This window comes from Microbacterium paraoxydans, from assembly GCF_020524545.1.
GTDB classification, from domain to species: domain Bacteria; phylum Actinomycetota; class Actinomycetes; order Actinomycetales; family Microbacteriaceae; genus Microbacterium; species Microbacterium paraoxydans_C.
Genome location: NZ_JAIVLG010000001.1, coordinates 422,942 through 445,974 on the forward strand (window position 1 = coordinate 422,942; position 23,033 = coordinate 445,974).

The window sequence follows — 23,033 nt, forward strand, 5'->3', positions numbered from 1 at the left end:
ATCTGCGTTAACGGGCTCCGTGGTCACGGACCAGGATCCAGACTCCGGCTTCCCGGCTATGCGCCCACTGCCCGCATGTAGTGCCCATCGGTGGAGATCCCCGACGCGGCGACCGTGAAGCGAACGACCTCGCTCAGGTAGCGGTCCTCCGAGGCCTCGAAGATCCGCCCCTCCGCGTCACGTGACGTGCGGGTCAGGCGCAGGATCGGTGTGTGTCGGGGTACCCGCAGCAGCGCGGCATCCTGTTCGTCGGCTGCCACCGCGTCGATCACGTGCTCCAGCGTGACGATGGGGTGTCCGACGGAGGACAGATACTCGGTGATCGATACCTCGTCCAAGTTCGCGTGGAACAGGTGTCGCCCCGCGGCCTCGGTGTAGTTGAGGCGCTCGAGCATCGTCGGGCGCCCGTCGAGGAAGCGCAACCGCACGACGCTCACGATGGTGTCGCTCTCGTCGACGCCGAGAGCTGCGCCGAGGGCGCCGGCGCGTCGCAGGCTCAGCTCCTGGGTCTGGGCGCCCGGGGAGACCCCGAGTTCGCGCGCCCAGCGTGTGAACGGCACCGAGACGTCCACTGCCTGATTGGCCTTGCGCGCCACGACCCGCGCTGGTCGGCCGCGCGTCGTCTCGATCAGGCCCTCTGCGCGCAGCGCCGCCAGCGCATTCCGGATCGGCCCGCGGGATGTGTGCCATCTCTCGGCGAGCTCCGCCTCTGTCGGAACGTCGTCTCCCGGGCGCAATCCGCCGTCGGCGATCCGCGCACGGAGGTCCTCGGCGATCTGGGTGTACACAGCTTCAGCCACATAGGTACATTACTCTGTCATCCCTCGCAACGCGATCACGTTCGGGGAGCGTTCATCCAGGCGAATGCTCGGTAAACGGGCTCTGAACTCTTCCGAGTTAGGTACATATCTCGCGGTGGCACCTGTCAGAGTCGTCCGTGGATCACCCCTCCCACTCTGAAAGGTCCTCATGAAGCTTCGCGCTCTCCCCGCCCTCGCCGGTGTCGCGATCCTCGCGCTCGGTCTCGCTGCCTGCTCCGGATCGGCTGAGGCGACCGGCACCCCGGGCGCCGACGGGTCGTCCTCTGCGAGCGGTTTCGCGGTCGACGAGAACACGCTCGTCTTCGGCGTCGTGCCCGACTCGGTCGACACCGAGACCAACTACCAGCCGCTCATGGACTACATCGCCGACCTCACGGGCAAGACCGTGGAGTACCACGAGTCGACCGACTACGCCGCGCTCATCGAGGCTGCTGTGGCCGGCAAGGTCGACGTCGCGTCGTTCTCGGGCTTCACCTATGTCACGGCCACGAACAACGGCGCCGAGCTCACTCCGATCTCCTCGATCGTGACCGAGGAGGGGCAGGAGCCGGGCTACTACTCGCAGGCGATCGTCCCCGCGGACAGCGACATCACGAGCATCGACGGCTTCAAGGGCAAGAAGGTCTGCTTCGTCGACCCGTCATCGACCTCGGGCTACCTGTTCCCGTCGTACAACCTGCTCGAGGCGGGCATCGACCCGAAGACCGACGTCACGCCCGTCTTCGCCGGCAAGCACGACGTGAGCGTCACCAAGGTCGGCGAGGGCGTCGAATGCGAGGCGGGCTTCGCCGAGGATTCCGAAGTCGAGAAGTCGGACAAGGTGAAGGTCGTCGAGGAGACCATGGTGCCCGGTGCGCCGCTGGTCTACTCGTCCGCGCTCCCCGACGACGTCGCGAAAAAGCTCATCGACGGCCTCTCCGAGGTCACGATCGACGACATCATCGCCGCGGGCATCGACAGCGCCGACACCGACTCGTTCCGCAGCGTGTTCTACGCCACGAAGCCGGTGGACGACGCGTACTACGACCTGATCCGCGACATCTGCAAGGAGACCGAGGCCGAGCAGTGCCAGGGCTGAGCCCGGCCTGACGACCTCGCCCCATCGGCGCCCTCCGTCCCGTCCGCCTCCTGCGGACGAGACGGAGGGCACCACCGCACGACTCACCACATCACAGGAGCCATGACATGACCGCCTCGGCATCCGATGCCCTCATCCGCCTCGACCGCGTGACGAAGACCTTCGGGACGACCACTGCGCTGAAGGACGCCTCGCTGGAGGTGTCCCGCGGCGAGATCGTCGTGCTCCTCGGACTCTCCGGCTCGGGCAAGTCGACCCTGCTGCGCCATCTCGACGGCCTCGAGATCGCCACCTCGGGCTCGGTCGAGGTGCTGGGAGCCCACGTGTCCTCCCTCCGGGGAAGGGCGTTGCGCGACCTCCGCAGTCGCGTGGGCTTCATCTTCCAGCAGTTCGAGCTCGTGCCCTCGCTCACGGTGCTCGAGAACGTGCTCACCGGCTCGCTCTCCGACCTGCGCGGTCCGCGCCTCGGGCTCTGGGGCTACGCGCGGACCGCGAAGCTCACCGCGCTCGAGCATCTCGACCGGGTCGGCCTGCTCGATCGCGCCTACCAGCGCAGCGACACCCTCTCGGGCGGACAGCAGCAGCGCGTCGCCATCGCCCGCGCGCTCATGCAGAAGCCCGACATCCTGCTCGCCGACGAACCGGTCGCCTCGCTCGACCCCGAGTCGAGCGAGCAGGTGATGGCGCTGATCCGTGAGATCGCCGCCGACGAAGGGCTCACCGTCGTCTGCAGCCTGCACCAGGTCGATCTCGCGATCAGCTGGGCCGACCGCATCGTCGGACTCCGGCACGGCGAGGTCGTGCTGGACACCCCGACCGGCGACCTCACCAAGGCCGAGGTCATGGAGATCTACGGCCGCGTCGCCACCACGACCGCCGAGATCCGTGCCGTCCAGGAAGAACTCGTCGACGCAGCGACGCAGGTGGCCGCATCATGACGGCTCTCGACGCCTCGACGGAGTCCTCGACGCGAGGTGGCGGTTCGGCTCCTCGGGGCGGCGGACGCAGCGTCGCGGAGCGCGCCCCGAAGCGGGTGGTCTCCCCGGAACGCATCGCGGCATCGCTCACCCTCGTCGCCCTGCTCGCCCTCGGCATCCTCGCCGTCCGTGACGTCGACATCTCGATCCCCGCCATGCTGCAGAGCTGGGGCAACGCCGAGAACTTCCTGGCTCGCATCGGCGGCCTCACGTTCCCGGCCCCCGGCGATCTCGTCTGGCTGATCGCGCTCACCGTCGGTCTCGTGCTCGTCGGCACCCTGCTCGCCGCGGTGCTGTCGGTGCCCATCGCCTACCTCGCCGCGTCCAACACGACTCCGGGGAACGGCTGGCGCGCCGCTGCCCGGTTCATCGGCGTGCTCACTCGTGCTCTTCCTGACGTGGTCCTCGCGATGGCATTCGTGCTGATGTTCTCGCTCGGCACGCTCCCCGGCATCCTCGCCATCGGCATCCACTCGATCGGCATGATCTCGAAGATGTTCGCCGATGCCATCGAGCAGATCGACGAAGGTCCCCGCCTCGCGATCCGCGCTGCGGGCGGTTCGAAGATGCAGGAGTTCGCGGCGGGGATCCTCCCGCAGGTGCTGCCCAGCTGGGTGGCCACCGTGCTGCACCGCAACGACATCAACCTGCGAGGCAGTGTCGTACTCGGCTACGTCGGCGTCGCCGGCCTCGGCCTGGAGATGTCGTACGCGTTCAAGTCCCTGAACTACGGCAAGGGCCTCGGCATCGCGCTGGTCATCTTCCTTCTGTGCATCGCGATGGAGGTCGTCTCGAGCATGGTGCGCGGCGCGATGCTGGGCGAGCAGAAGCACACCCGCTCGTGGATCGACCGGATTCTGCACCCGCGCCTCAGCGCCGGCGCCGCAGCTGTACCGGTCGGCCGCCCTGCCTGGGCCACGACCCCCGAGACCGCCGTGCGTCGCCCCTGGACCGCCCCGCGCGTGCGCCACACCATCGCCGGCGTCGTGGCGGTGCTCGTCGTCATCGGCAGCGTGGTGGTCAGCCAGATCAACTGGATGGACCTCTTCACGTTCTGGGCGAAGCTTCCCGAGGTCGCGGCGAAGTTCTGGCCGCCCTCGTTCGGCAACTACGACCCGAGTGCGATGTTCGAGGCGATGCGGGAGACCGTCGCGATCGCGCTCGCGGCCACCGTGCTCACCCTTCTCCCGTCGCTCGTGCTGGGCTCGCTCGCCGCGCGCAACATCGCGCCGACCCCCGGAGCCCGGGGGACGGCGCGCCTGCTGCTCGTCGGCATCCGCGGCATCCCGGAGCTCATCCTCGCGATCGTGCTCGTCGTGATCACGGGACTCGGCGCGCAGGCGGGCGTCATCGCCCTCGCGATCGGTGGGATCGGACTCCTCGGCAAGCTCATCGCGGACTCGTTCGAAGAGGTCGATCGCGGCCCTGAGTGCGCGCTCAGGGCCGTCGGGGCGACGCGTCTGCAGACCTATGCGGCGGCCACGGTGCCACAGGCGACCCAGGCGCTGATCGGTCACAGCTTCTACATGCTCGACACCAACATCCGTGCGGCGACCATCCTCGGCATCGTCGGCGGCGGCGGGGTCGGCTACTACCTCCTCAACGCGAGTCAGGGGTCGCGCTACGAGACCGTGACGGCGATCGTGCTGATGATCCTCGCCACCGTGCTCGTCGTCGAGGGCCTCGCCATGTGGATGCGGAAGGTGTTCCGATGAATCCGGGTCGCTCGGCGGACACCGCGGACGTCGTCGTGGTGGGGTCAGGGGTCGTCGGTCTCGGTGCGGCCTACGCGGCGGTCCGTCGCGGACTGCGGGTGATCGTGGTCGATCGCACCGATACGCCGGTGGGTGCCACGATCCGCAACTTCGGTCACCTGTGCATCGGCGCGCAGAGAGGGGAGGCCCGGCGCTACGCTGACGCCTCGCGCGAGTCGTGGCTGCGCCTGTCCCGAGACGCGGGGTTCTGGCTGCGGGAGTCGGGAACGCTGGTCGCGGCCCGGCACGACGACGAGATCGCGGTACTCGAAGCGGCCGCTCACGACGGCGGCATCCGGATGCTGGAGCCCGACGAGCTCCTGCGGCTCGCACCGCTCCGCGCGCAGGGACTGGTCGGCGGCGCCCACATCGAGAGCGACCTGCAGACCGATCCGCGCACGGCGGCGGCCGCGATCGTCCGTCACCTCGCTTCCCTCGGCGTGGAGTTCCGCTTCCGCACCGCCGTGACCGCGGTGGGGAACGGACGCATCGACACCACGCGCGGCCCTCTCGCCTGCGGCAGCGTGGTCGTCGCCGTCAACCACGACATCGACCAGCTGCTTCCCGAGGTCGCCGAGCGGCACGGGATCGTCCGCTGCGCCCTCGACATGGTGCGGGCGGCCGTGTCGTTCCGGTATCCGCTCGCGGCACCTCTGCTCACCGGATGGTCGCTCGTGCGGTACGGGCGCTTCGCCGACGGGCCGGAGGCCGCCGTGCTGCGCGAACGCCTTCACACCGAACGGCCGGACCTCGCCGCGATCGATCTGAACCAGATGTACACGCAGCTCCCCGACGGCACGCTCATCCTCGGCGACTCGCACGCCACCGGCACGGCCCCAGCGCCGTTCCAGAGCGAAGCCGCCTTCACCGCGTTCCTCACCGAGGCGCACGAGCTGTTCGATGCGCCGGCGCCGCGCGTGATCGAACGCTGGCAGGGCGTGTACGCCAAGGGCCGCCAGGACTTCCTGATCGATCGGGGCGACGACGGCGTGCTCGTGCTCGCGGCCACGACCGGCATCGGGATGACCACGGGCCTGGGGCTCGCCGAACAGAATCTCACCGCTGCCTTCGGATGGGCGGCAGCAATGGAAGGAACATCATGACCACTCCTCTCGAACTCGTCGTCCTCGACATGGCGGGGACCACGGTGCTCGACGACGGCATCGTGGAGCAGGCGTTCCAGCGCGCGGCCGAGCGCACGGGCGTCGCCGATCGCATGCCCTGGGCCGAAGCCCTCGACCACGTGCGTGCCACGATGGGGCAGTCGAAGATCGACGTCTTCACACACCTCTCCGGCGGAGATGCCGAGGCCGCGGCGCGAGCGACCGCAGCCTTCGAGGGCGCCTACGCCGAGATCATCACCGAGCAGGGCGTCTCCGAGATCCCCGGTGCGGCGGATGCGATCCAGGAGCTCAAGGACGCGGGGTTGAGGGTCGTGCTCACCACGGGCTTCGCCCCGGTCACCCGGGAGGCGCTGATCGACGGTCTCGGCTGGCGCGACCTCGTCGACCTCGCGCTGTCCCCGATCGATGCCGGACGCGGACGCCCCGCGCCCGACCTCGTGCTCACGGCGCTGCTGCGCACGCAGACGTCGTCGGTCTCCGCCGTCGCCGTCGCCGGCGATACCGTCAGCGATGTCGAGTCCGGACGGCGGTCGGGGGCCGGCTTCGTCGCCGGGGTGCTCACCGGTGCGCATGATCGACCGGCCCTGAGCTCGGCGGGCGCGGACGCCGTGCTCTCGGACGTCACCGCGTTGCGGGGAGCACTCGCCCAGCGCGAGTTGCTTCCGCTCGTCGCGACATCCTGAGAGACGACGACATGGGAACGCTGCTGATCCGTCCTCCCGGACACCGCAGAGACGTCGCGCTGCGCCCGGCGGCGACCGCGATGGTCTGGATCGGCGCGGGACACCCGCACGAGACGATCGCGGTGCCGGGTGTCGCGCTCGCCGACGGCGACGTGCTGGTCGCGGTCGAGATGTCGACGATCTGCGGCTCCGATGTCCACACCGTGCAGGGGCGCCGCTCCGCCCCGGTGCCGCTGGTGCTCGGGCATGAGAGCGTCGGACGCGTGATCGCGCTCGGTGACGCCGGGACGAGCGGGGTCGACGGCACCCCGCTGCGCGTCGGCGATCGCGTGGTGTGGTCGGTGACCGTCTCCTGTGGGAGCTGCGACCGCTGCGTGCACGGGATGCCGCAGAAGTGCCGCGACCTCGGCAAGTACGGACATGACCGGGTCGGCGTCCACGGCGACCTCACCGGCGCCTTCGCGAGTCACGTGCAACTGCGCACGGGGACTGCGATCGTCCGCGTGCCGGAAGCGCTGCCGGCCGCCGTGCTCGCTCCCGCCTCCTGCGCCACGGCCACCGCCTGGGCGGCAGTGGCCAGGGCGGCCAGGGACCGTGATCTGGACGGCGCTGTCGTGCGGATCCACGGCGCCGGGCTGGTCGGTCTCTCCGCCGCGGCGATCGCCGTCGAACAGGGTGCGACGGTGGAGGTGCTCGATCCGAATCCGGAGCGCCGGGCACTCGCCACGCGTTTCGGGGCGACCGGCGTGGACCGCGGGCCCGACATCGTGATCGAGGCCTCGGGCCATGCCGTCCGCGAAGCGTTCGAGGGGGTGGCGGTCGGAGGAGTCGTGGTGCTCGTGGGGAGCGTCTTCCCCGCAGACCCGGTCCCCCTCGACGCCGAGAGCATCGTGCGGCGCCTCGTGACCGTCGCCGGAGTCCACAACTACACGGGCGACGACTTGGCGGAGGCGGTCGGCTTCCTGGCCGGACGCGGCCGTGCCTACCCCTTCGCGGACGCCGTCGGGGCCGTCCGCGGCCTGCCCGAGATCGACAGGGCGTTGGAGGAGGCGATGGCATCGGGGGCACCGCTTCGGATCGGGCTGGTCCCGGGGCGCTGACCAGCCCGACCAGGGGTCACCGCTCTTCGCTCTCGTCGTAGTCCGGACGCGGCGGCTGCAGGGGCTGGTCGGAATACTCTCCGCCCGGACGTCCGCCGTACGGACGTCCATGGTCGGCGAACTCGTCGCGGGCGAACACGAAGGTCCAGGGGCCCGCCGTGAAGTGCGCGCCCGTGCGGAGCGTCTCGGAGTCCTCGTCACGGTGGGTGGCGTCCACGCCGAGGCTGGCGTTGGTCTCTCCCTCGCCGTGCAGCGTGAGCACGTACTCGTCGCGGTCGTCGTGGGTGATCGTGGCGTGCACGGGGTCGGTCTCGGGGAGACGCAGCTCGTTGCCCTCGGCGGACCCGATCCGCACCACGTCGGCCTCGAGTGCGAACTCGGTGCGCTCGTCGTCTCGGGTGATGCGCAGGCGAGGGTTCCCTGCTCCCCATTCGGCATGTGTGGTCGTGGGGGTGTAGCCGTCATCCGGACGGTCGTCGATGGATCGGTCGTTCATGGCAGTCCTCCGCGAGATCTCGTGCCCCGAGGCTAGGCTCCTGCCCTCGCTTCGCCGAAGGGGGTTGACTTCGGCGCGGCGATTCGCCATCGCGCGGTCGACGGCGCCCGGAGGCGATAACCTTCTCCCGAGTGCGGGAGAATGAGGTGAGCCGTCGTCTCGGCCCGGCAGCGACCAAGGAGCATCACGCATGGGTAAATTCGTCTACGAGGGCGGCGTCAAGACCGAGATCGAGGATCGCGCCCTCACCCACCTTCAGCTCGTGATCACCGCGAAGCTTCGCCGTGGGGAGCCCTTCCCGTTCAGCTGGCGTGAGGATGCGAGCGTGGGCGGCGGGCGGACCACCGTGTGGATCCAGCCGGGGAGCTCGCTCGTCTTCAAGTACTTCGGCAGCCGTCAGCCCTCCATCAACCGGGCGTGGATCGAGGCGCTCGCCTTCACGGCGAACGCCCCCAGCGGGCTGTACCTCGTGCCCGAGCCCGCCGAGGCCGGAGACGAGCCCGGTGCCGCCGGAGAGGTTCCCGTCACTCCTCCGCTCTGAGCCGGGGCCGCAGCGCCGAGCGCGGGATGTCAAGCCCCTGACCGCGCGCGGGCGGGGGTGGAAGTGTGGGCCTCGTTCGACGAGACGAGGAGGATCGGCCATGACCGACGACACCACCGACCCCCGGCACGCTCATCGCGAAGAGGGCTTTCCCGACCAGCACCAGGACCAGCCGGGGCTGACCGAGCGGACGCGGCCCGAACCCGACCACGGGGAGGGAACCTACGTCGGCCACGGACGTCTGGAAGGTCGCCGCGCTCTCATCACGGGCGGTGACTCCGGAATCGGCCGAGCGGTCGCGATCGCCTTCGCACGAGAGGGTGCCGACATCGCGATCGCGCACCTGCCCGAGGAGCAGGACGACGCGGAGGACACGCTCGCCGTGGTCCGGGAGACGGGACGCACGGGCGTGGGCTTCGCGGGCGACGTGCGGGAAGAGGCCTTCGCGACCGATATCGTCGCGCGGACGCGGAGCGAGCTGGGCGGGCTCGACGTGCTCGTGCTCAACGCGGGCTACCAGCACGATATCGACGAGTTCGGCAGCCTGGAAACGGACCGCATGCGTCGGGTGTTCGACACGAACCTGGCGGGCATGCTGTTCTCGGCGCGGGCGGCCTATCCCGGCCTCCGGCCCGGGGCGAGCATCATCGTGACGGCGTCCGTCCAGGCCTACAACCCCTCACCGGGCCTGATCGACTACGCCATGACCAAGGCTGCGCAGGTCGCTTTCGTGAAGGCGCTCGCCGAGGAGGCGGGACCCCGCGGGATCAGGGTCAACGCCGTCGCGCCGGGGCCGATCTGGACCCCGCTGATCCCCGCGACCGGATGGGATGCCGAGCGGCTCGCGACCTTCGGTGCCGACACTCCGCTGGGTCGGGCAGGACAGCCGGCGGAGCTGGCCGGGGCATACGTGTACCTGGCGTCGGCGGAGTCCTCGTACACGTCCGGATCGGTCATCGCGGTCACCGGAGGCAAGGCCCTCTGACCCTCCTGCCTGCCGTCGAGACCCCTGCCTGCCGCCGAGACCCCTGCGCAGCAACGCGGGCAGGCGGGGGTCTCGGCGCCGACGGGGGGTCTCGGCGAGGAGGACACCGGGTGTCGCCGCCTAAGCTTGTGTGGTGCAGAAGTCGGCAGCGTCGCGTCCCCTCGTCGGCGTCGCGCTCGTCATCGGCTCGTGCCTCTCGCTCCCGTTCGGGGCCGCCGTCGCCGCCCAGCTCTTCCCGGTGCTCGGCCCGTGGGGGGTGACCTCTCTGCGCGTCGCGATCGCCGCGGCGCTGCTGGTCGTGATCGTGCGCCCGCGTCCCGGGAAGTGGACGCGCCCGCAGTGGTTCGCCGCGGTGCTCTTCGGCGTCTCGCTCGCCGCGATGAACGGGTTCTTCTACGCGGCGATCGACCGCATCCCGCTGGGCCCCGCCGTCGCGATCGAGTTCCTCGGACCGCTCGTGCTCGCGGCCGTGCTCACCCGGAAGGTCACGGACTTCGTCTGGGTCGGGGTGGCCCTGCTCGGAATGATCGTGCTGGGCGTCGACGGACTGATCGGGGCGGAGCCGCTCGATCCGCTCGGGGTGCTGTTCATCCTGATCGCGGCGGGCTTCTGGGCCATGTACATCCGGATGAGCGCGCGCGTCGGCTCCCTCATCCCCGGCAGCAGCGGCCTGGCGATGGGGCTCGTGGTCGCCGCCGTCCTGCTCATCCCGGTCGGCATCCCGGCCGCGTCGACGGTGGCGATGGATCCGCAGCTGCTCCTGCTCGCCGCGATCACCGCGGTGCTGTCGTCCGTGATCCCCTACAGCTTCGAGCTCGCAGCGCTGCGCCGTCTGCCGCAGCGCGTGTTCGGCGTGCTGCTGAGCCTCGAACCCGCGTTCGCGACGCTCGCCGGCTGGCTCATCCTGGGGCAGGACGCCACCCCGCTGCGGATGCTCGCCGTCGCCCTCGTGATCGCCGCGAGCGTCGGGACCACACTCGGGGTGCGGAGGGAACGCCGCGACGACGGTCCCTCCGGCCCGTTCACCGCGCCGATACCGCTGCCTGACTGACCGCGGGCGTCGGCAGCGGGAACCGGCGGCGCAGGATCACCCGCTGCACGAGCGTCCAGACCACCGTGACGGTGAGGTACAGCGCGGCGGCCAGAGGCACGAACACGGCGAAGACCGCGGTCGCGTAGTGCATCGCCGAGACCACGCGCAGCATGGTGGGCGAGTTCAGCGGTGAGTCGTCACCGTCGACCGGCGTCGGGCGGAACACGCGGCGGGTGATCTCGGCGACGGCGAGCATGACCGCGAGCAGCACCCCGAACACGAGGAACGTCGCGGGCGTCGCGGTGCCCCCGAACAGTGCCGACATCAGGCTCGTGCCCAGCGGCGCGCCGACCAGGTCGTGTGTGAGCAGTTCGTTGGGGTGTCCGGCGATCTCCGGCCGCAGGAACAGCGTGTAGAGGATACCGACGACGGGCGCCTGCGCCAGCACCGGGAGCATCCCCGCGAACGGCGACGTGTTCTCCGCGCGGTACAACGCCATCGTCTCCTTCTGCAGGCGTTCGGGGTTCTTCTTGTGGCGGCGCTGCAGCTCGCGCAGTCTCGGTGCGAGGCGGGCTCTGGTCTGCTCGGCCTTGGCCTGGGAGATGCCGACGGGGATGAGCAGCGCCCGCACGAGCAGTGTGACGAGGACCACGGCGAGGGCAGCGGCGGACGCGCCCGCGATCGGGGTGAGGAGATCGGAGAGCCCGGTCAGTGCGCCGTACGCGGCATCGAGGAGGGTGGTCAGGGGCGGAAAGGCGAAAGGGTCCATGGAAGTGTCCGTTCGAGCGGGCGGGAAGGGTCGGCGAAGGCCGCGCGGTCCCGTCTGACGAGCGGACTACGCGGCGGTCGCGACTCCCGGCGCCCGAGGGCGCGGATGCCCTGCGGCATCAGGATCACTCTGGGTGAGGAGGGTGCCGACATCGATGGCGCGCAACGGATGCGGGGCACCGGTCGACGCCTCGGGGCGCACGCTCAGCACGACCGCGAGGGTGAGGGCGGTCACCGCGAGCAGCGCGACGGCGAGGCCGAGCGCCGCAGCATCCGGCATCGACACGAGGCCGAGCGCGGTCGCGACGATGCTCAGCATCTGCCCGAACCACTCGCCCATGCGCGCTCCCTTCCTGCAGCGAGGGTAGCACCGGCGGCTGTCCCCGCGTTTCGAATCGCGTGAATGGTTGCATCCGGGCTGTCGATGCAACCATTCACGCGATTCGAAACGGGCGTCGGGCAACGCCGCGGGCGTAACGTCGAAGCATGAGTGACCTTCGCGCCCTGCTCGGGATCGAGCATCCGATCATCCTCGGGCCCTTCGGCGGGCTCTCCTCGACCACCCTCACCGCTGCCGTCAGCGAAGCGGGCGGACTCGGTTCTTTCGGCCTCTACGGGTACGACGGCGACCGCATCCGCTCGACGGGCGCTGCTCTGCGGGCGGCGACCGACCGTCCGTTCGCAGTGAACATCTGGCTCCCCACCGGCGACGAGACCGAGCCGAATCCGCAGCACACCGTGTTCGCGCAGGCGCTGCAACCCTTCTACGAGGCGGTCGGCATCGACATCCCCGCGCGCCCTGAGCGGTACACCCCGTCGCTCGAGGAGCAGCTCGACGCGATCTGGGAGATCCGGCCCGCCGTGCTCAGCACGGTGTTCGGGGTGCCGTCGGTCGAGCTGGTCGAAGAGGCGCAGCGGCGCGGCATCCGCATCCTCGGCACCGCGACGACGGTCGCAGAGGCTGTCGCGCTCGCCGACGCGGGGGTGGATGCCGTGGTCGCCACCGGGTCCGAGGCTGCCGGGCACCGCGTGTCGTTCCTTCGTCCGGCCGAGGATTCGCTCGTCGGCACGTTCGCACTCGTCCCCCAGGTGGTCGATGCTGTCGACGTGCCGGTGATCGCGGCGGGCGGGATCGCCGACCGTCGAGGAGTCGCCGCAGCGTTCGCTCTCGGGGCGACCGGGGTGCAGGTCGGGACGGCCTTCCTGGCGACCGCGGAGTCCGCGGCCACGACCGCGCACCGTGCCGCGATCCGTGCGACCGCCGCCGAGGAGACCGTCCTCACGCGGGCCATGAGCGGTCGCCTGGCCCGGGGTGCCCGCAACCGTGCGGTGCGGGCGATCGAGGCCAGCGGAACGATCGCACCGTTCCCCATGCAGAACTGGCTCACCGGACGTTTCCGTGCGGCGGCGGGGGAGCAGAATCTCGGCGAGCTGCAGTCGCTGTGGATGGGGCAGGCTGCGCCCCTCGCCCGCCACGACACCGCCGCCGAGCTGTTCGCGGAGCTGGCCGCGGGGGAGGGCGGCGGGCGCTAGAGGATGACGGTGGACTTGCCGTGCACGATCACGCGGTCCTCGGCGTGCCACTGCACGGCGCGGGCGAGCACGAGCCGTTCGACATCGGCGCCGCGGCTCTGCAGCTCGGCGGCGGACTCGGAGTGGGTGACGCGTGTGACGTCCTGCTCGATGATCGGTCCTTCGTCGAGGTCGGCCGTCGCGTAGTGCGCGGTCGCGCCGATCAACTTGACACCGCGGTCCTTGGCGCGCGCGTAGGGGTTCGCGCCGATGAACGCAGGCAGGAAGGAGTGGTGGATGTTGATCACCGGTGCCTCGAGGCGGTTGATGAAGTCGTCGGTGAGGATCTGCATGTAGCGCGCCAGCACCACGAGGTCGACGTTCCCGCGTAGCAGCTCGAGCTGACGCTCCTCCATGGCGGCCTTGTCTCCCGAGGGGATGTGCACGAACGGCACGCCGAAGGAGCGGACCGACTCGGCCAGGTCGGGGTGGTTGGAGACGACCATCGTGATGTCGATGTCGAGCTGGCCGCGCTGGGTGCGCCAGAGCAGCTCCATCAGGCAGTGGTCGTACTTCGAGACGAAGATCGCCACCCGCTTGCGGCGGGCGACGTCGTGCAGCGACCACTCCATCCCGAAGCGCTCGGCGACGACGGCGATATCGGCCTCGAGTGCGGGGCGCGCCGCGGAGAGACCGTCGAGATGGATCACGGTGCGCTGGAAGAAGCGTCCGCCCTCGGAATCCGTCGAGTGCTGGTCGAGCGAGATGATGTTCGCGCCGTGCTGGGCGAGCACGCCCGCCACGGCTGCGACGATCCCGGGCTGGTCGTCGCACGCGATGAGCAGGCGGGCGGTATCGGGCTGGGACATGGAGGCTCCTCGAGGGTGTGCATCGATTCTGCCGTGGATGCACACCGGGGGCGAATCGCGTGAGGTGACTCGCTACTCTGAGGATCGTGGAAGCGAGCGATCTCGGCCTGGTGCTGATCCCCCTGCTGGCCGTCGCCGCGCCCCTGCTCGCCCGCGGGGTCCGCCCGGTGGTGCGTGTGCCGATCGTGGTGTTCGAGCTCGTGCTCGGGATCCTCGTCGGGCCCGCGGTGCTCGGCTGGGTCGAACCGGGTCCCCTGCTGGAGAAGCTCAGCGACTTCGGTCTGGCGCTGCTGTTCTTCGTCGCCGGCACCGAGATCGACTTCAAGACGGTGGCGGGCAGGCCGCTCGCCCGCGCCTCCCTGGGGTGGCTCCTCAGCGTCCTGCTGGGCATCGGTCTGGGCTTCTTCTTCGCCCCCGGCGAGGGGATGGTCGTGATCGGCATCGCGCTGAGCTCCACCGCACTCGGCACGCTGATGCCGATCCTGCGCGACGCACGCGAGCTGGACACGCCCTTCGGACGGGCGATCAGCGCGATCGGGGCGGTCGGCGAGTTCCTGCCCCTGATCGCGATCTCGATCTTCCTCAGCACGCGGACCACGCCGATCGCCACGGCCGTCCTGCTGACGTTCGTGGTGCTGGCAGGGCTCGCGGTGCTGCTGGCGCACCGGGTGCCGCACGGACGCCTGCACCGCATCGTCCGGGCGACGCTGCACACGTCCGACCAGTTCGGGGTGCGCTTCGTGATCCTGCTCATCGCGGCCCTCGTCGGGCTGAGCGTGATGCTCGACCTCGACATGCTGCTCGGAGCCTTCGTCGCGGGAGCCGTGTGGCGCATCATCATGGCGCGCGCCCCGAAGAAGGACGCCGAAGAGGTCGAGAGCAAGATCGAGGCGATCGCCTTCGGCTTCCTCGTGCCGGTCTTCTTCCTCTACACGGGCGTGACCTTCGACCTGCAGGCGCTGCTCGTCTCGCCAACGGCGCTCGCACTGGTGCCCATCTTCCTGATCGCGCTGCTGGTCATCCGCGGGTCGGCCGCGCAGCTCTCGGTGCCCGCGGGGGCGAGCGTCCGAGACCGTGCGGCCCTCGGGCTCCTCGCCGCGACCGGACTGCCGATCATCGTCGCGGTCACCGCGATCGGTGTCGACGAGAAGATGCTCGACACGGGCACGGCGGCGGCGCTGGTGGGCGCGGGAATGCTCTCGGTCCTGCTCTACCCGTTGATCGGGATGACCCTGCGCGGGGACCGCGCCGACGTCGTCGGACCCGCGCGTGCGGGCGATGCGGTGCAGGGGGAGCTGTGACGGCGGCGTCGGAGCTCCTGGCCCGGACGGTGCGGAGCCTCGACGGCGTCGCCAAGGAGGGGCTCGGCGAAGAGCGCGTCTCCCGGTGGCGCGGACGCCGCATCGTGCGGGTCGGTGACGCCTGGCATCTGGGTGTGCTGCTGCTGACGGACACGCATGCGCTGGCCACGGCCGAGGTGCTCCGCGCGGCCGATCCCGGGCGCCGCGGGTACACCGCGGAGTCGGCCAGAGCCCGCGCCGAGCGTCGGGCCGAAGCGCTGCGGGGCGGCTTCGACGAGGGAGACGTCGTCCACGTGGGGTGGAGCGTGATCGACGTCGACGCCGTGGATGCGGGGGGCGCCTCCGGCCCTCTGGCACTCGTCGACGGTGTCCCGGCGGTGCGATGGAGTACAGCGGGCGGGTTCATGCCGTTGGAGGCATACCTGCGCGAGCGGGTGGCCCTGTTGCGAGACGCGGCGGCGGGCTGAGTCAGGCGAAGGTCTCGGCGAAGCGGCGCAGAAGCGCGGCACCCTCGGTGACCGACGCCGCGAGCACCTGCTGCTGCACCGCGTCGAACTCCTCCGGGTCGAAGTAGCCGGTGGTGCGATAGAACGTCATGCGGTCGGCGAAGTCACGAGGGGTGGGCTCGGGATGGAACTGCGCGGCGTACAGGTGGGTGCCCACGCGGTAGGCCTGCACCGGGCATGCCTCGTTGGTCGCCAGCAGCACAGCACCGGGCGGGGTGCTCGCCGCGCTCTCTTTGTGCGCCGTGAACACCGTGAGGGCGGGGCCACTCGGCCCGAAGACGGGGTCGGCCGCGCCGGCTTCGGTCGCATCGATCACGGTCGCGCTCGCGGGCTCGGGAGTGTCCGTCACGACCTCGCCGCCGAGCATCCGTGTCACGACGCCGATGCTGAAGCAGGTGAAGAACACCGCGATCTCGGCGGCCATCGCCGCGTCCGCCAGGGTGCGGAGGTCGGCTTCGACCCGCAGCTGCTCCGCGGACTTCACCGTGTCGGAGACGTTGAACGGCGAGCCGCCGACCACGACGCCGCGATAGCCGCGCAGGCGCTCGAGATACAGCGGTGTCTGCAGCAGGTCGAGGCGGTCCACCACATCGACGCCGAGCGCCCGTCGGAAAGACGCGTGCTCGGCGTCCGCCGCCCCGATCTCGGGCCGCACGCAGACGTAGAGAAGCGAGGCCATCAGGAGATTCTAACGAGAGCGCGAGGCCGCGCCGACGCGGTCACCGGGAGGAGTTCGCGGTCCGGCCGCGGACGATGCCGACGAACGTCTCGACGTCGGGCGTGGTGCGATCCCGCGGCCAGGCCAGCGCCACGGTGGATGTCGGGCCGTCGACGAGCACGCGGTGGTCGGCATCCTTGCGGTGGTGCGCGCGAGCCAGCGACATCGGGACGATCACGACACCGACACCGGAAGCCGCCGTGGCGATCGCCTCGCCGGTCGGCAGGGCGGCGAAGGCAGCCGGGGCTGTGCCCGGGAGGTCCAGCGGCCCCAGCACGTCATCGGCCAGCCCGATCACGACCTCGCCCTCGAGATCCGCGGCGGTGAGCTTCTCGGCCGCCATCAGGTGCGAGTCGACCGCCGCGACCACGACCGGGACCTCGTCGTACAGGGGGATGATGTGCAGGGAGTCGTCGGCGAGCGGCAGCCGTACCAGCGCCGCATCGACCGCGTCGACGGCCTCGCGTTGGGTGGTGACCTCGATCGGGATGAGCTCGAGCGGTACCCGCGGCATGCGCTGCTTCCATGCATCGATCCACTTCCCCGGTGTCGCGCCGGGCACCGCTCCCAGACGGAAGGTGCGCGGTGTCTCGGGCTCGGGGCGAGGAGCGTCGAAGACGACCTTGGCCGTCTTCTTCTTCGGCTTCTGCGGCGGAAACCGCTCGGCGGGGGCGGCCTTGTTCCGGCGCACGGGGGTACCTCGACCTGCGCCCTTTGCGGACCGTCTTCCCTGATTCGCCATGGGGTCCAGGCTACTCGGCGGGGGGCGAGGCCACCTCCGCCTGCGCGACGGAGGTCGTCGCGGTCGCGAGCCTCCGCTGTGCACGGCGGATGAGACCTGCGGCTCCTCCGACCAGGATCAGCACGCCCGCGGTCAGCAGGAGGATCGTGACGATCGTGGTCGGCGTCAGCGCGAGCAGGCCATCCGCGACGGTGTCCCTCCGGTCGGCGTCGGCCAGCATCCAGAGGGCGGTCGCGGCGGTCGCGGCGAACAGGACGCCCCAGATCACGGCGGCCCAGCGAGTGCGGGGAGGGGAGGGGGCTTCGACGATCGTCGGCGTGCTCATCACTGGTCTTCCTTCGCGGGCTCGTGGACGGTGACGGAGATCACTCCGCTGGTCTGATCGATCCTGACGGGCTGCACCATGGTGGGTTCGGCGCCCTCGGCGGTGATCTCTTGCCGGACGACCGATTCCCCGTCCCTGCGGACGGGCGACCAGGTGCCGTGCGCGGTGATCTCTCCGGTCTCCTCATCCACTCGGGTCCACGACACGGTCGTCGTTTCGATGACGGCGCGCAGTTCGAGCGCGACGCCCGGCTGGACGTCGATGAACGTGTTGCCGGTTCCCTTGTCCACGATGATCGACCGCGGGCCGTCCTCGAACGGGCTCAGGGTGAGGAACATATCGCCGAAGGGCTGTCTGACATGCGCGGACTCGTCGTTGCCGAGCGAGACATAGCCCAGTGCGACTCCCGGAAAGGCGGAGAAGGCGCCCGCCACGAGTCCGCCGATCAGCGTGATCACGGTCGCGAAGGCCAGGAACCCGCTCCGTCGACGGAACGCCCCGGCCACGATCATCCCGAGTGCGAGGATGAGGGCTGCGGCGAGCAGTCCCAGCGCGCCGCCGAGTGCCTCGCCGCCGGCGACGAGACCGACGGCGGAGCCCGTGATGATCGCAAGTCCGATGATCGTGGCGGCGAACGCGAAGCCCGCGCGGGGATTCGATGCGCGGCGAATGCGCCGGCGTTCCGCAGCCTCGGCCGCGAACACCGCAGCCTCGGCTTGGCGCTCACGGCGCAGCTGGTCGCGGGCAGCCCGCTCGATGTCCTGCTGCTGGCGCCGCCAGGCCTGATCCTGCTCCTTCCAGGCCGCATGCTGGGCGCGCCATGCTTCGAGAGCGGCGGGATCCTGCGAGTCGGGCGGACGGGGCGCGGGCGGTTCCGGGGGAGCGAAGGCGAGCGCGGGCTCTGCCCCCTCCTCGCGGAGAGTGGCATCCGCCCCCTCGGCGGTACCCGAACCGTCGAGGGGGTCGGATGCGCCCGGGGCCGCCGGAACTGCGGAAGCCGTCGGCAGATCCGGCGCGGAAGCACCCGGGGTGCGGCGCATGGCGCGCACGATCAGGAAGAGCAGACCGGCGACGAGCACGAGCCCGACGATCCAGCTGATGACGGAGAGGGCCGACCACCCGTCGTAGCCGAGTCCGAAGAGACGCCCGGCGAGCGGGGTGGTCGGGAACAGACCGATGACGGCCATCGCGAGGATGCCCCACTGCACGGGCTGATAGTCGCGACGGAACAGATCGCGGAGGTGGACGCGACCGTCGATGTCGGGTAGCAGCGCCCACGCCGCGGCGTACAGGAAGATCACCGGCAGGCCGAACAGCGCCGCGACGACGAGGACGCCACGGACGATCAGCGGATCGATGCGCAAACGAGCCGCGAGCCCGGCGGCGACACCACCCAGCCAGCCCTCGGAGCGCGCGACACCGAGGCCGGCGACCCAGAGGAGGAAGCGCTCGACTCCACGCGGGATGCCGGTGCCGGGTTCGCCGAGGGTGGGAGCGCCCTGGTCGGCGGGAGGCGGGGGCACGGTCGGAATCGTCATGCTTCGATCCTGGCGGTCGTGGACGGACCCCCGCCATGGGGGGAACCCCTGAGCGGCCCCTGATTCCGGGCGGGGGAGGACCCGGAGCGCTCGTGCGGGTGATTGGATGGGCGACATGTCCTCTTCGGCGCACGCACCTGCGCGAACAGCGCCCGTCGCCGCGTCGCCGCGCCCGCCGCTGACCCGTGATCGCGACTGCCTGGTGGCCGGGGTGAGCGAGGGCCTCGCCCGACACCTGGGCGTGCGGGTGTGGCTGATGCGGGCGCTGTTCGTCGCGCTGATGCTGTGCGGGGGCGCCGGCGTCCTCCTCTACGCCTGGTGCTGGGCCTTCACCCCCTGGGCCGAAGGCGAAGAGGCGCCGACGAGGCGTGTGCCGGTCGCCTGGCTGCTGCTCGCTCCCGCGGCTGTCGGGATTCTCACCGTGCTGGCCTGGCGCGGCGGCAGCGACTGGCTGAACGGATCGATCCCGCCCGATCTCGCCGCGGTCGTGGTCGGCGGCACGGCGGCCTTCGCGACGGGCGCGGGGCTGTGGGCCACCCTGATCGATCGCACCGACACGGCGCGAGGACCGCGACACACGATGATCGTCCGGGTCCTGTCGCTCCTGCTGCTCGCGCTGCTGTTCACCGTGCTGCTCTCCTGGCCCGTCGCGCGGTCGGGCGTGGCACTGGTGCTCGTCCCTCTTGCCGGGCTCGCCGCGGTGATCTCCTCGGCTCTCATCCCGCGGTGGCGTGAGTTGTCGGGCGAGCGGGTGCGTCGTATCCGCGAGGAACAGCGCAGCCAGATGGCCGCGCACCTGCACGACTCCGTACTGCAGACGCTGGCGCTGATCCAGAACAGGGCGGGCGCTTCCAGCGAGGCAGCCCGCCTCGCCAGGGCGCAGGAGCGGGAGTTGCGTGCGTGGTTGTACGACGGTGACGCCCCGGCCGACAGCGACCTCCCGACAGATCTGCGTGACTACGCGGGAGCGCTCGAACTCGACTACCCGGTGCGCATCGACGTCGTATCGGCGGGCCTCTCGACCGAGCGCGCGAGCGGCGAGCTCGCGGCGGCGGCCCGGGAGGCGATCCTGAACGCCGCGCGGCATGCAGGCGGGGACATCTCGGTGTACATCGAGGGGAGCGCTGCGGGCGTCGATGTCTTCATCCGGGACCGCGGGGAGGGTTTCGACCTCGACGACGTGCCGAGCGATCGACTCGGCGTGCGGGAGTCGATCATCGGCCGCATGCGTCGTGCCGGGGGGACCGGGGCGGTCCGCAGCGACGTGAACGGCACCGAAGTGCATCTGAGCATCCTGGCGGTCGCGCCGCATGACCGGCCGGGGCAACGACCGATCCCCTTCAGGGAGGATGACCGTGGCTGAGAGCGTCCGCGTCGTGATCGTCGACGATCACTCGATCTTCCGCTCCGGCCTGCGTGCCGACCTTGCTGCGAGTGTCGAGGTGGTCGGCGAGGCGGCCGACGTGCCGACGGCGATCGCCGTGATCGCGGAGACGCAGCCGGATGTCGTACTGCTCGATGTGCACCTGCCGGGCGGGAGCGGGGAGGATGCCGCGGGCGGGGAGGCCGTGATCCGCGGCTCGTCCACGGGCGCGCGATTCCTCGCGCTGAGCGTGTCGGATGCTGCCGCCGACGTCGTGCGGGTGATCCGTGCGGGTGCTCGCGGTTACATCACCAAGGGATCGTCGGGCATCGAGGTCAGCAGCGCCGTGCACGCCGTGGCGGACGGAGACGCCGTCTTCTCGCCGCGGCTCGCCGGGTTCGTGCTCGATGCTTTCGGCGCGGTCGCCGGTGAGATCGCGACGGCGACGGATGAGCTGGATCGCCTCTCCGCGCGCGAGCAGGAGGTCATGCGCCTGATCGCCCGTGGCTATGCCTACAAGGAGGTGGCGTCGGAGCTCTTCATCTCGATCAAGACGGTCGAGACGCACGTGTCATCCGTGCTGCGCAAGCTGCAGCTCTCGTCGCGCCACGAGCTCACCGCCTGGGCGTCGGAGCGCCGCCTGCTGTAGTGCTGAGCCGGCGCGGATGATCCGGCCGGGGTGTCGCGCGGTCAGGCCGCGAGCCAGAGACCTTTCTGATCCGTCGCGATGGTGAGCCCGGCCGCGACCGTCTCGTCGTCGCCGATCCTGGCACCTCGAATGATGCGCGCTCCGGCGCCGACGTCGGTGCGGACACCCACGTAGGCGTGGTCGCCGATCGCGGCACCCTGGCCGATGTGCGCGTGTGCATCGACGAACGCACCTTCTCCGACCACGGCGTCTTCGTCGATCCAGGCGCCACGGGCGATGGTCGCCCCGGCGCCGACGCGCGCGCCCGGTTCGATGTAGGCACCTGCCTCGATGTGCGCCTTCGGATGCACCTTCGCGCCATGCGCGACGAGACCCCGACCGTTCGCGTGCTTGCGGTACCGCAGCGTCGCTCCCTGGTCGTTCTCGATGTCGACGTAGTTCTTACCCACGATTCCTCCCGTGCTCCGGAGTCTCTTCCGGATATATCAACAACCACCGAAGGGGCGGATTCATTCCCTCGGATGGATGTCGTGGGGTGCCGGAGCCGGCGTCGGCGAAAGAGAGTGACTAGCGCTGGCAGACCGGGCACCAGAAGGTCACCCGCTCGCGCGTCGGATCCGCGCCTTGTTCGCCGCGTCGGATGAGGGTGCCGCAGCGTCGACAGGGGCGTCCGGCGCGGCCGTAGACCCAGGTGCCCTGACCCGGTCGGTCGATGCCCGTGAAGGTCCTGGTGCGACGGTCGCGATTGACGCGGATCGTGCGCGCACCCAGGTCGAGAAGCGCCGCGACCTCGACCTCCGATGCCGGTGTCGTCGGCAGGATCCCTCGGAGGAACAGGAGTTCGGCGGCGTACTCGTTGCCGAACCCCGCGACGTTGCGCTGGTCGAGGAGGGCGACGTGGATGCTGCGGGCGTCGCCACCGAGTCGCCGGGCCGCCTCCTGGGGATCCCAGTCGTGGGCGAGTGGGTCCGGGCCCAGATGGCCCACGAGCTGCTCCTCGTCGCTGGTCGGTACGACCTCGATCTCGGCGATGTCGACGCCGACGGCTTCCCGGTCGGCCGTGCCGATGATGGCGCGGACCTTGAACGCCGGATGCCGCCACTTCTCGCCGCGTCGGTAGACGAACCACGCGCCGTCCATGCGCAGATGGGAATGCAGGGTGCTGTCGCCGATGCGCGCGAGCAGGTGCTTGCCCCGGGGTACCACGGCGTGCACCCGCTGACCGGTCAGATCCAGGGTGGCGAAGCGCGGGACACGAAGGTCGAACCGGGTCACCTCGGATCCGGCCAGGGCCTCGTCGAGGCGCCGTGCCGTGCGGAAGACGGTGTCGCCCTCGGGCATCAGGGGGTCTCGGAGGACGTGGGTGGAGGGGGCGTCGTGGGGTGAGGCGCTGTCGCGCCGAGGGGGCGGGCGAGCATGTCGCGCGCCAGCACCGTGCTGCCGGCGACCGCGGCCGGCATGACCGCGACGGCACCACCCGGGATCAGGAAACAGAGCTGGGTGGCGACACCGAAACCGAGCACCCGCGCGCGGCTGCCCGAGAATAGGGCGGCACGATCGGCCGGGCTGAGGTCGCGGGCGTCGAAGGCGCGCCCGGTGAGTTCGCGCGCCAGCAGCCGGCCGGTCAGCAGCACTCCCGCGACCGGGCCGAGGAACCCGCCCACCGCGGGGAGCAGGCCGATCAGGAGCACCAGGATCGCGATCAGGATGCCGAGCACCACCAGTCGCATTCCTTCGCCGATCGTCGTCCAGAAGCTGCCGCCGTCGGCTGGAGGAGCCTCGCCGAGATCGACCTCGACGGCGTGCCAGATGCGCTGGTAGAACGGGTCGCCGATGGTCAGGGTCAGCGCGCTGAAGACCACACTGGCGAGGGCGAGAGCGGCTGCGACGACGACGAAGCCGACAGCCGCACGCAGCAGACCCCTCCACGGCTCGAGCCATCCCTCTGCGAACGGCGTGAGCCAGGCGGAGACCGACGGCATGCCGATCACCAGGGGGATCAGCGCTGCGGCGAGGAGCAGGACTGCGATGACCGCAGGGATCAGGCCGAGCAGCATGAGCCCCGGGCGCGTGCGCCACAGACCGAACCCGTGCAAGAGGGTGCGGACGCCCCTGGCGAACTCACGGATCATGGCTTCCAGCGTAGGCGC

At 70.6% G+C, this 23,033-nt stretch carries 26 protein-coding genes; 14 read left to right on the forward strand and 12 right to left on the reverse strand.

Going from position 1 to position 23,033, the window contains the following annotated elements; translation table 11 throughout:
* Positions 1–56 precede the first annotated feature (56 nt).
* The gene (locus tag LC041_RS02025) at positions 57–800 is read right to left on the reverse strand and encodes a GntR family transcriptional regulator (RefSeq protein WP_226531307.1); all 744 of its coding nucleotides are present in this window, start codon (positions 798–800) and stop codon (positions 57–59) included.
* 169 nt (positions 801–969) lie between these two features.
* Between LC041_RS02025 and phnD the strand changes: the two genes are divergently transcribed.
* The 6 genes from phnD (at position 970) to LC041_RS02055 (ending at position 7,537) form a co-directional block, all read left to right on the forward strand.
* Positions 970–1,899, forward strand: coding sequence for a phosphate/phosphite/phosphonate ABC transporter substrate-binding protein (phnD, locus tag LC041_RS02030; protein ID WP_226531308.1), 930 nt, complete (start codon positions 970–972; stop codon positions 1,897–1,899).
* A 107-nt stretch (positions 1,900–2,006) separates the two neighbouring features.
* Positions 2,007–2,837, forward strand: a complete 831-nt coding sequence (gene phnC / locus LC041_RS02035; protein ID WP_226531309.1) for a phosphonate ABC transporter ATP-binding protein — start codon at positions 2,007–2,009, stop codon at positions 2,835–2,837.
* The gene (gene phnE, locus LC041_RS02040; RefSeq protein WP_226531310.1) at positions 2,834–4,591 is read left to right on the forward strand and encodes a phosphonate ABC transporter, permease protein PhnE; all 1,758 of its coding nucleotides are present in this window, start codon (positions 2,834–2,836) and stop codon (positions 4,589–4,591) included. Before phnC ends, phnE begins: the two co-directional genes overlap by 4 nt.
* Positions 4,588–5,733, forward strand: a complete 1,146-nt coding sequence (locus LC041_RS02045; RefSeq protein ID WP_226531311.1) for a TIGR03364 family FAD-dependent oxidoreductase — start codon at positions 4,588–4,590, stop codon at positions 5,731–5,733. Before phnE ends, LC041_RS02045 begins: the two co-directional genes overlap by 4 nt.
* Entirely contained in the window at positions 5,730–6,437 is a 708-nt protein-coding gene (locus tag LC041_RS02050) for a phosphonatase-like hydrolase (RefSeq protein WP_226531312.1), read from the forward strand. Before LC041_RS02045 ends, LC041_RS02050 begins: the two co-directional genes overlap by 4 nt.
* Before the next feature lie 11 nt (positions 6,438–6,448).
* A complete protein-coding gene (locus tag LC041_RS02055; RefSeq protein ID WP_226531313.1) occupies positions 6,449–7,537 on the forward strand; it encodes an alcohol dehydrogenase catalytic domain-containing protein in 1,089 nt (362 codons plus the stop codon).
* Positions 7,538–7,553: 16 nt separating this feature from the next.
* On the opposite strand, the gene LC041_RS02060 is transcribed toward LC041_RS02055, so the two are convergent.
* Positions 7,554–8,033: an FHA domain-containing protein gene (locus tag LC041_RS02060; RefSeq protein WP_226531314.1), complete on the reverse strand. Its 480-nt coding sequence runs from the start codon at positions 8,031–8,033 to the stop codon at positions 7,554–7,556.
* A gap of 190 nt (positions 8,034–8,223) precedes the next feature.
* Here LC041_RS02060 and LC041_RS02065 point away from each other — a divergent pair, with 190 nt between their 5' ends.
* From LC041_RS02065 to LC041_RS17275, 3 genes are all read left to right on the forward strand, one after another.
* Positions 8,224–8,574, forward strand: a complete 351-nt coding sequence (locus LC041_RS02065; protein WP_226531315.1) for a DUF7882 family protein — start codon at positions 8,224–8,226, stop codon at positions 8,572–8,574.
* Positions 8,575–8,674: 100 nt separating this feature from the next.
* Positions 8,675–9,559, forward strand: coding sequence for an SDR family oxidoreductase (locus LC041_RS02070; RefSeq protein ID WP_226531316.1), 885 nt, complete (start codon positions 8,675–8,677; stop codon positions 9,557–9,559).
* A gap of 133 nt (positions 9,560–9,692) precedes the next feature.
* Entirely contained in the window at positions 9,693–10,610 is a 918-nt protein-coding gene (locus LC041_RS17275; RefSeq protein WP_226531317.1) for an EamA family transporter, read from the forward strand.
* Here LC041_RS17275 and LC041_RS02080 read toward each other — a convergent pair.
* Both LC041_RS02080 and LC041_RS02085 read right to left on the reverse strand, forming a co-directional pair.
* On the reverse strand, positions 10,582–11,361 hold the full coding sequence (locus LC041_RS02080; RefSeq protein WP_226531318.1) for a YidC/Oxa1 family membrane protein insertase: 780 nt from the start codon (positions 11,359–11,361) through the stop codon (positions 10,582–10,584). The two genes, LC041_RS17275 and LC041_RS02080, sit on opposite strands and share 29 nt — an antisense overlap.
* A 66-nt stretch (positions 11,362–11,427) precedes the next feature.
* Positions 11,428–11,700, reverse strand: coding sequence for a DUF6412 domain-containing protein (locus LC041_RS02085; RefSeq protein WP_226531319.1), 273 nt, complete (start codon positions 11,698–11,700; stop codon positions 11,428–11,430).
* 146 nt (positions 11,701–11,846) lie between these two features.
* Here LC041_RS02085 and LC041_RS02090 point away from each other — a divergent pair, with 146 nt between their 5' ends.
* A complete protein-coding gene (locus tag LC041_RS02090; protein WP_226531320.1) occupies positions 11,847–12,893 on the forward strand; it encodes an NAD(P)H-dependent flavin oxidoreductase in 1,047 nt (348 codons plus the stop codon).
* Here LC041_RS02090 and purU read toward each other — a convergent pair.
* The gene (gene purU / locus LC041_RS02095) at positions 12,890–13,741 is read right to left on the reverse strand and encodes a formyltetrahydrofolate deformylase (RefSeq protein ID WP_226531321.1); all 852 of its coding nucleotides are present in this window, start codon (positions 13,739–13,741) and stop codon (positions 12,890–12,892) included. The two genes, LC041_RS02090 and purU, sit on opposite strands and share 4 nt — an antisense overlap.
* Positions 13,742–13,827: 86 nt before the next feature.
* Here purU and LC041_RS02100 point away from each other — a divergent pair, with 86 nt between their 5' ends.
* A complete protein-coding gene (locus tag LC041_RS02100; protein WP_226531322.1) occupies positions 13,828–15,042 on the forward strand; it encodes a cation:proton antiporter in 1,215 nt (404 codons plus the stop codon).
* On the forward strand, positions 15,039–15,509 hold the full coding sequence (locus tag LC041_RS02105) for a glutaminase (protein WP_226531323.1): 471 nt from the start codon (positions 15,039–15,041) through the stop codon (positions 15,507–15,509). The genes LC041_RS02100 and LC041_RS02105 overlap by 4 nt, the downstream gene beginning before the upstream one ends.
* Position 15,510: 1 nt before the next feature.
* Here LC041_RS02105 and LC041_RS02110 read toward each other — a convergent pair whose 3' ends face one another.
* The 4 genes from LC041_RS02110 to LC041_RS02125 are packed head-to-tail and all read right to left on the reverse strand — an operon-like array spanning position 15,511 to position 18,871.
* Complete coding sequence (locus LC041_RS02110) at positions 15,511–16,227, reverse strand: glutamine amidotransferase-related protein (protein ID WP_226531324.1); 717 nt, start codon at positions 16,225–16,227, stop codon at positions 15,511–15,513.
* A gap of 40 nt (positions 16,228–16,267) precedes the next feature.
* Complete coding sequence (locus tag LC041_RS02115) at positions 16,268–17,008, reverse strand: substrate-binding domain-containing protein (RefSeq protein WP_226531325.1); 741 nt, start codon at positions 17,006–17,008, stop codon at positions 16,268–16,270.
* A gap of 10 nt (positions 17,009–17,018) precedes the next feature.
* Positions 17,019–17,333, reverse strand: a complete 315-nt coding sequence (locus LC041_RS02120) for a hypothetical protein (RefSeq protein ID WP_226531326.1) — start codon at positions 17,331–17,333, stop codon at positions 17,019–17,021.
* On the reverse strand, positions 17,333–18,871 hold the full coding sequence (locus tag LC041_RS02125) for a PspC domain-containing protein (protein ID WP_226531327.1): 1,539 nt from the start codon (positions 18,869–18,871) through the stop codon (positions 17,333–17,335). Before LC041_RS02125 ends, LC041_RS02120 begins: the two co-directional genes overlap by 1 nt.
* A gap of 115 nt (positions 18,872–18,986) precedes the next feature.
* On the opposite strand from LC041_RS02125, the gene LC041_RS02130 reads away from it, so the two are divergent.
* Positions 18,987–20,234, forward strand: coding sequence for an ATP-binding protein (locus tag LC041_RS02130; protein ID WP_226531328.1), 1,248 nt, complete (start codon positions 18,987–18,989; stop codon positions 20,232–20,234).
* Positions 20,221–20,883 carry a LuxR C-terminal-related transcriptional regulator gene (locus tag LC041_RS02135; RefSeq protein ID WP_226531329.1) on the forward strand — a complete coding sequence of 221 codons (663 nt, stop codon included), beginning with the start codon at positions 20,221–20,223 and terminating at the stop codon, positions 20,881–20,883. Before LC041_RS02130 ends, LC041_RS02135 begins: the two co-directional genes overlap by 14 nt.
* A 41-nt stretch (positions 20,884–20,924) precedes the next feature.
* Here LC041_RS02135 and LC041_RS02140 read toward each other — a convergent pair whose 3' ends face one another.
* The 3 genes from LC041_RS02140 to LC041_RS02150 form a co-directional block, all read right to left on the reverse strand.
* Positions 20,925–21,332, reverse strand: a complete 408-nt coding sequence (locus LC041_RS02140; protein WP_047524579.1) for a DapH/DapD/GlmU-related protein — start codon at positions 21,330–21,332, stop codon at positions 20,925–20,927.
* 118 nt (positions 21,333–21,450) lie between these two features.
* Positions 21,451–22,224: a DNA-formamidopyrimidine glycosylase family protein gene (locus LC041_RS02145; protein ID WP_226531330.1), complete on the reverse strand. Its 774-nt coding sequence runs from the start codon at positions 22,222–22,224 to the stop codon at positions 21,451–21,453.
* Positions 22,224–23,015, reverse strand: a complete 792-nt coding sequence (locus tag LC041_RS02150; RefSeq protein WP_226531331.1) for an EI24 domain-containing protein — start codon at positions 23,013–23,015, stop codon at positions 22,224–22,226. Before LC041_RS02150 ends, LC041_RS02145 begins: the two co-directional genes overlap by 1 nt.
* Between the last annotated feature and the right edge of the window lie 18 nt (positions 23,016–23,033).

Excerpts from the sequence above, each read along its gene's own strand:
- phnD (WP_226531308.1), top strand. The coding sequence starts at position 970 with ATGAAGCTTCGCGCTCTCCCCGCCCTCGCCGGTGTCGCGATCCTCGCG.
- phnC (WP_226531309.1), top strand. The coding sequence starts at position 2,007 with ATGACCGCCTCGGCATCCGATGCCCTCATCCGCCTCGACCGCGTGACG.
- phnE (WP_226531310.1), top strand. The coding sequence starts at position 2,834 with ATGACGGCTCTCGACGCCTCGACGGAGTCCTCGACGCGAGGTGGCGGT.
- LC041_RS02045 (WP_226531311.1), top strand. The coding sequence starts at position 4,588 with ATGAATCCGGGTCGCTCGGCGGACACCGCGGACGTCGTCGTGGTGGGG.
- LC041_RS02050 (WP_226531312.1), top strand. The coding sequence starts at position 5,730 with ATGACCACTCCTCTCGAACTCGTCGTCCTCGACATGGCGGGGACCACG.
- LC041_RS02055 (WP_226531313.1), top strand. The coding sequence starts at position 6,449 with ATGGGAACGCTGCTGATCCGTCCTCCCGGACACCGCAGAGACGTCGCG.
- LC041_RS02060 (WP_226531314.1), bottom strand. The coding sequence starts at position 8,033 with ATGAACGACCGATCCATCGACGACCGTCCGGATGACGGCTACACCCCC.
- LC041_RS02065 (WP_226531315.1), top strand. The coding sequence starts at position 8,224 with ATGGGTAAATTCGTCTACGAGGGCGGCGTCAAGACCGAGATCGAGGAT.
- LC041_RS02070 (WP_226531316.1), top strand. The coding sequence starts at position 8,675 with ATGACCGACGACACCACCGACCCCCGGCACGCTCATCGCGAAGAGGGC.
- LC041_RS02080 (WP_226531318.1), bottom strand. The coding sequence starts at position 11,361 with ATGGACCCTTTCGCCTTTCCGCCCCTGACCACCCTCCTCGATGCCGCG.
- LC041_RS02085 (WP_226531319.1), bottom strand. The coding sequence starts at position 11,700 with ATGGGCGAGTGGTTCGGGCAGATGCTGAGCATCGTCGCGACCGCGCTC.
- LC041_RS02090 (WP_226531320.1), top strand. The coding sequence starts at position 11,847 with ATGAGTGACCTTCGCGCCCTGCTCGGGATCGAGCATCCGATCATCCTC.
- purU (WP_226531321.1), bottom strand. The coding sequence starts at position 13,741 with ATGTCCCAGCCCGATACCGCCCGCCTGCTCATCGCGTGCGACGACCAG.
- LC041_RS02110 (WP_226531324.1), bottom strand. The coding sequence starts at position 16,227 with ATGGCCTCGCTTCTCTACGTCTGCGTGCGGCCCGAGATCGGGGCGGCG.
- LC041_RS02115 (WP_226531325.1), bottom strand. The coding sequence starts at position 17,008 with ATGGCGAATCAGGGAAGACGGTCCGCAAAGGGCGCAGGTCGAGGTACC.
- LC041_RS02120 (WP_226531326.1), bottom strand. The coding sequence starts at position 17,333 with ATGAGCACGCCGACGATCGTCGAAGCCCCCTCCCCTCCCCGCACTCGC.
- LC041_RS02125 (WP_226531327.1), bottom strand. The coding sequence starts at position 18,871 with ATGACGATTCCGACCGTGCCCCCGCCTCCCGCCGACCAGGGCGCTCCC.
- LC041_RS02130 (WP_226531328.1), top strand. The coding sequence starts at position 18,987 with ATGTCCTCTTCGGCGCACGCACCTGCGCGAACAGCGCCCGTCGCCGCG.
- LC041_RS02135 (WP_226531329.1), top strand. The coding sequence starts at position 20,221 with ATGACCGTGGCTGAGAGCGTCCGCGTCGTGATCGTCGACGATCACTCG.
- LC041_RS02145 (WP_226531330.1), bottom strand. The coding sequence starts at position 22,224 with ATGCCCGAGGGCGACACCGTCTTCCGCACGGCACGGCGCCTCGACGAG.
- LC041_RS02150 (WP_226531331.1), bottom strand. The coding sequence starts at position 23,015 with ATGATCCGTGAGTTCGCCAGGGGCGTCCGCACCCTCTTGCACGGGTTC.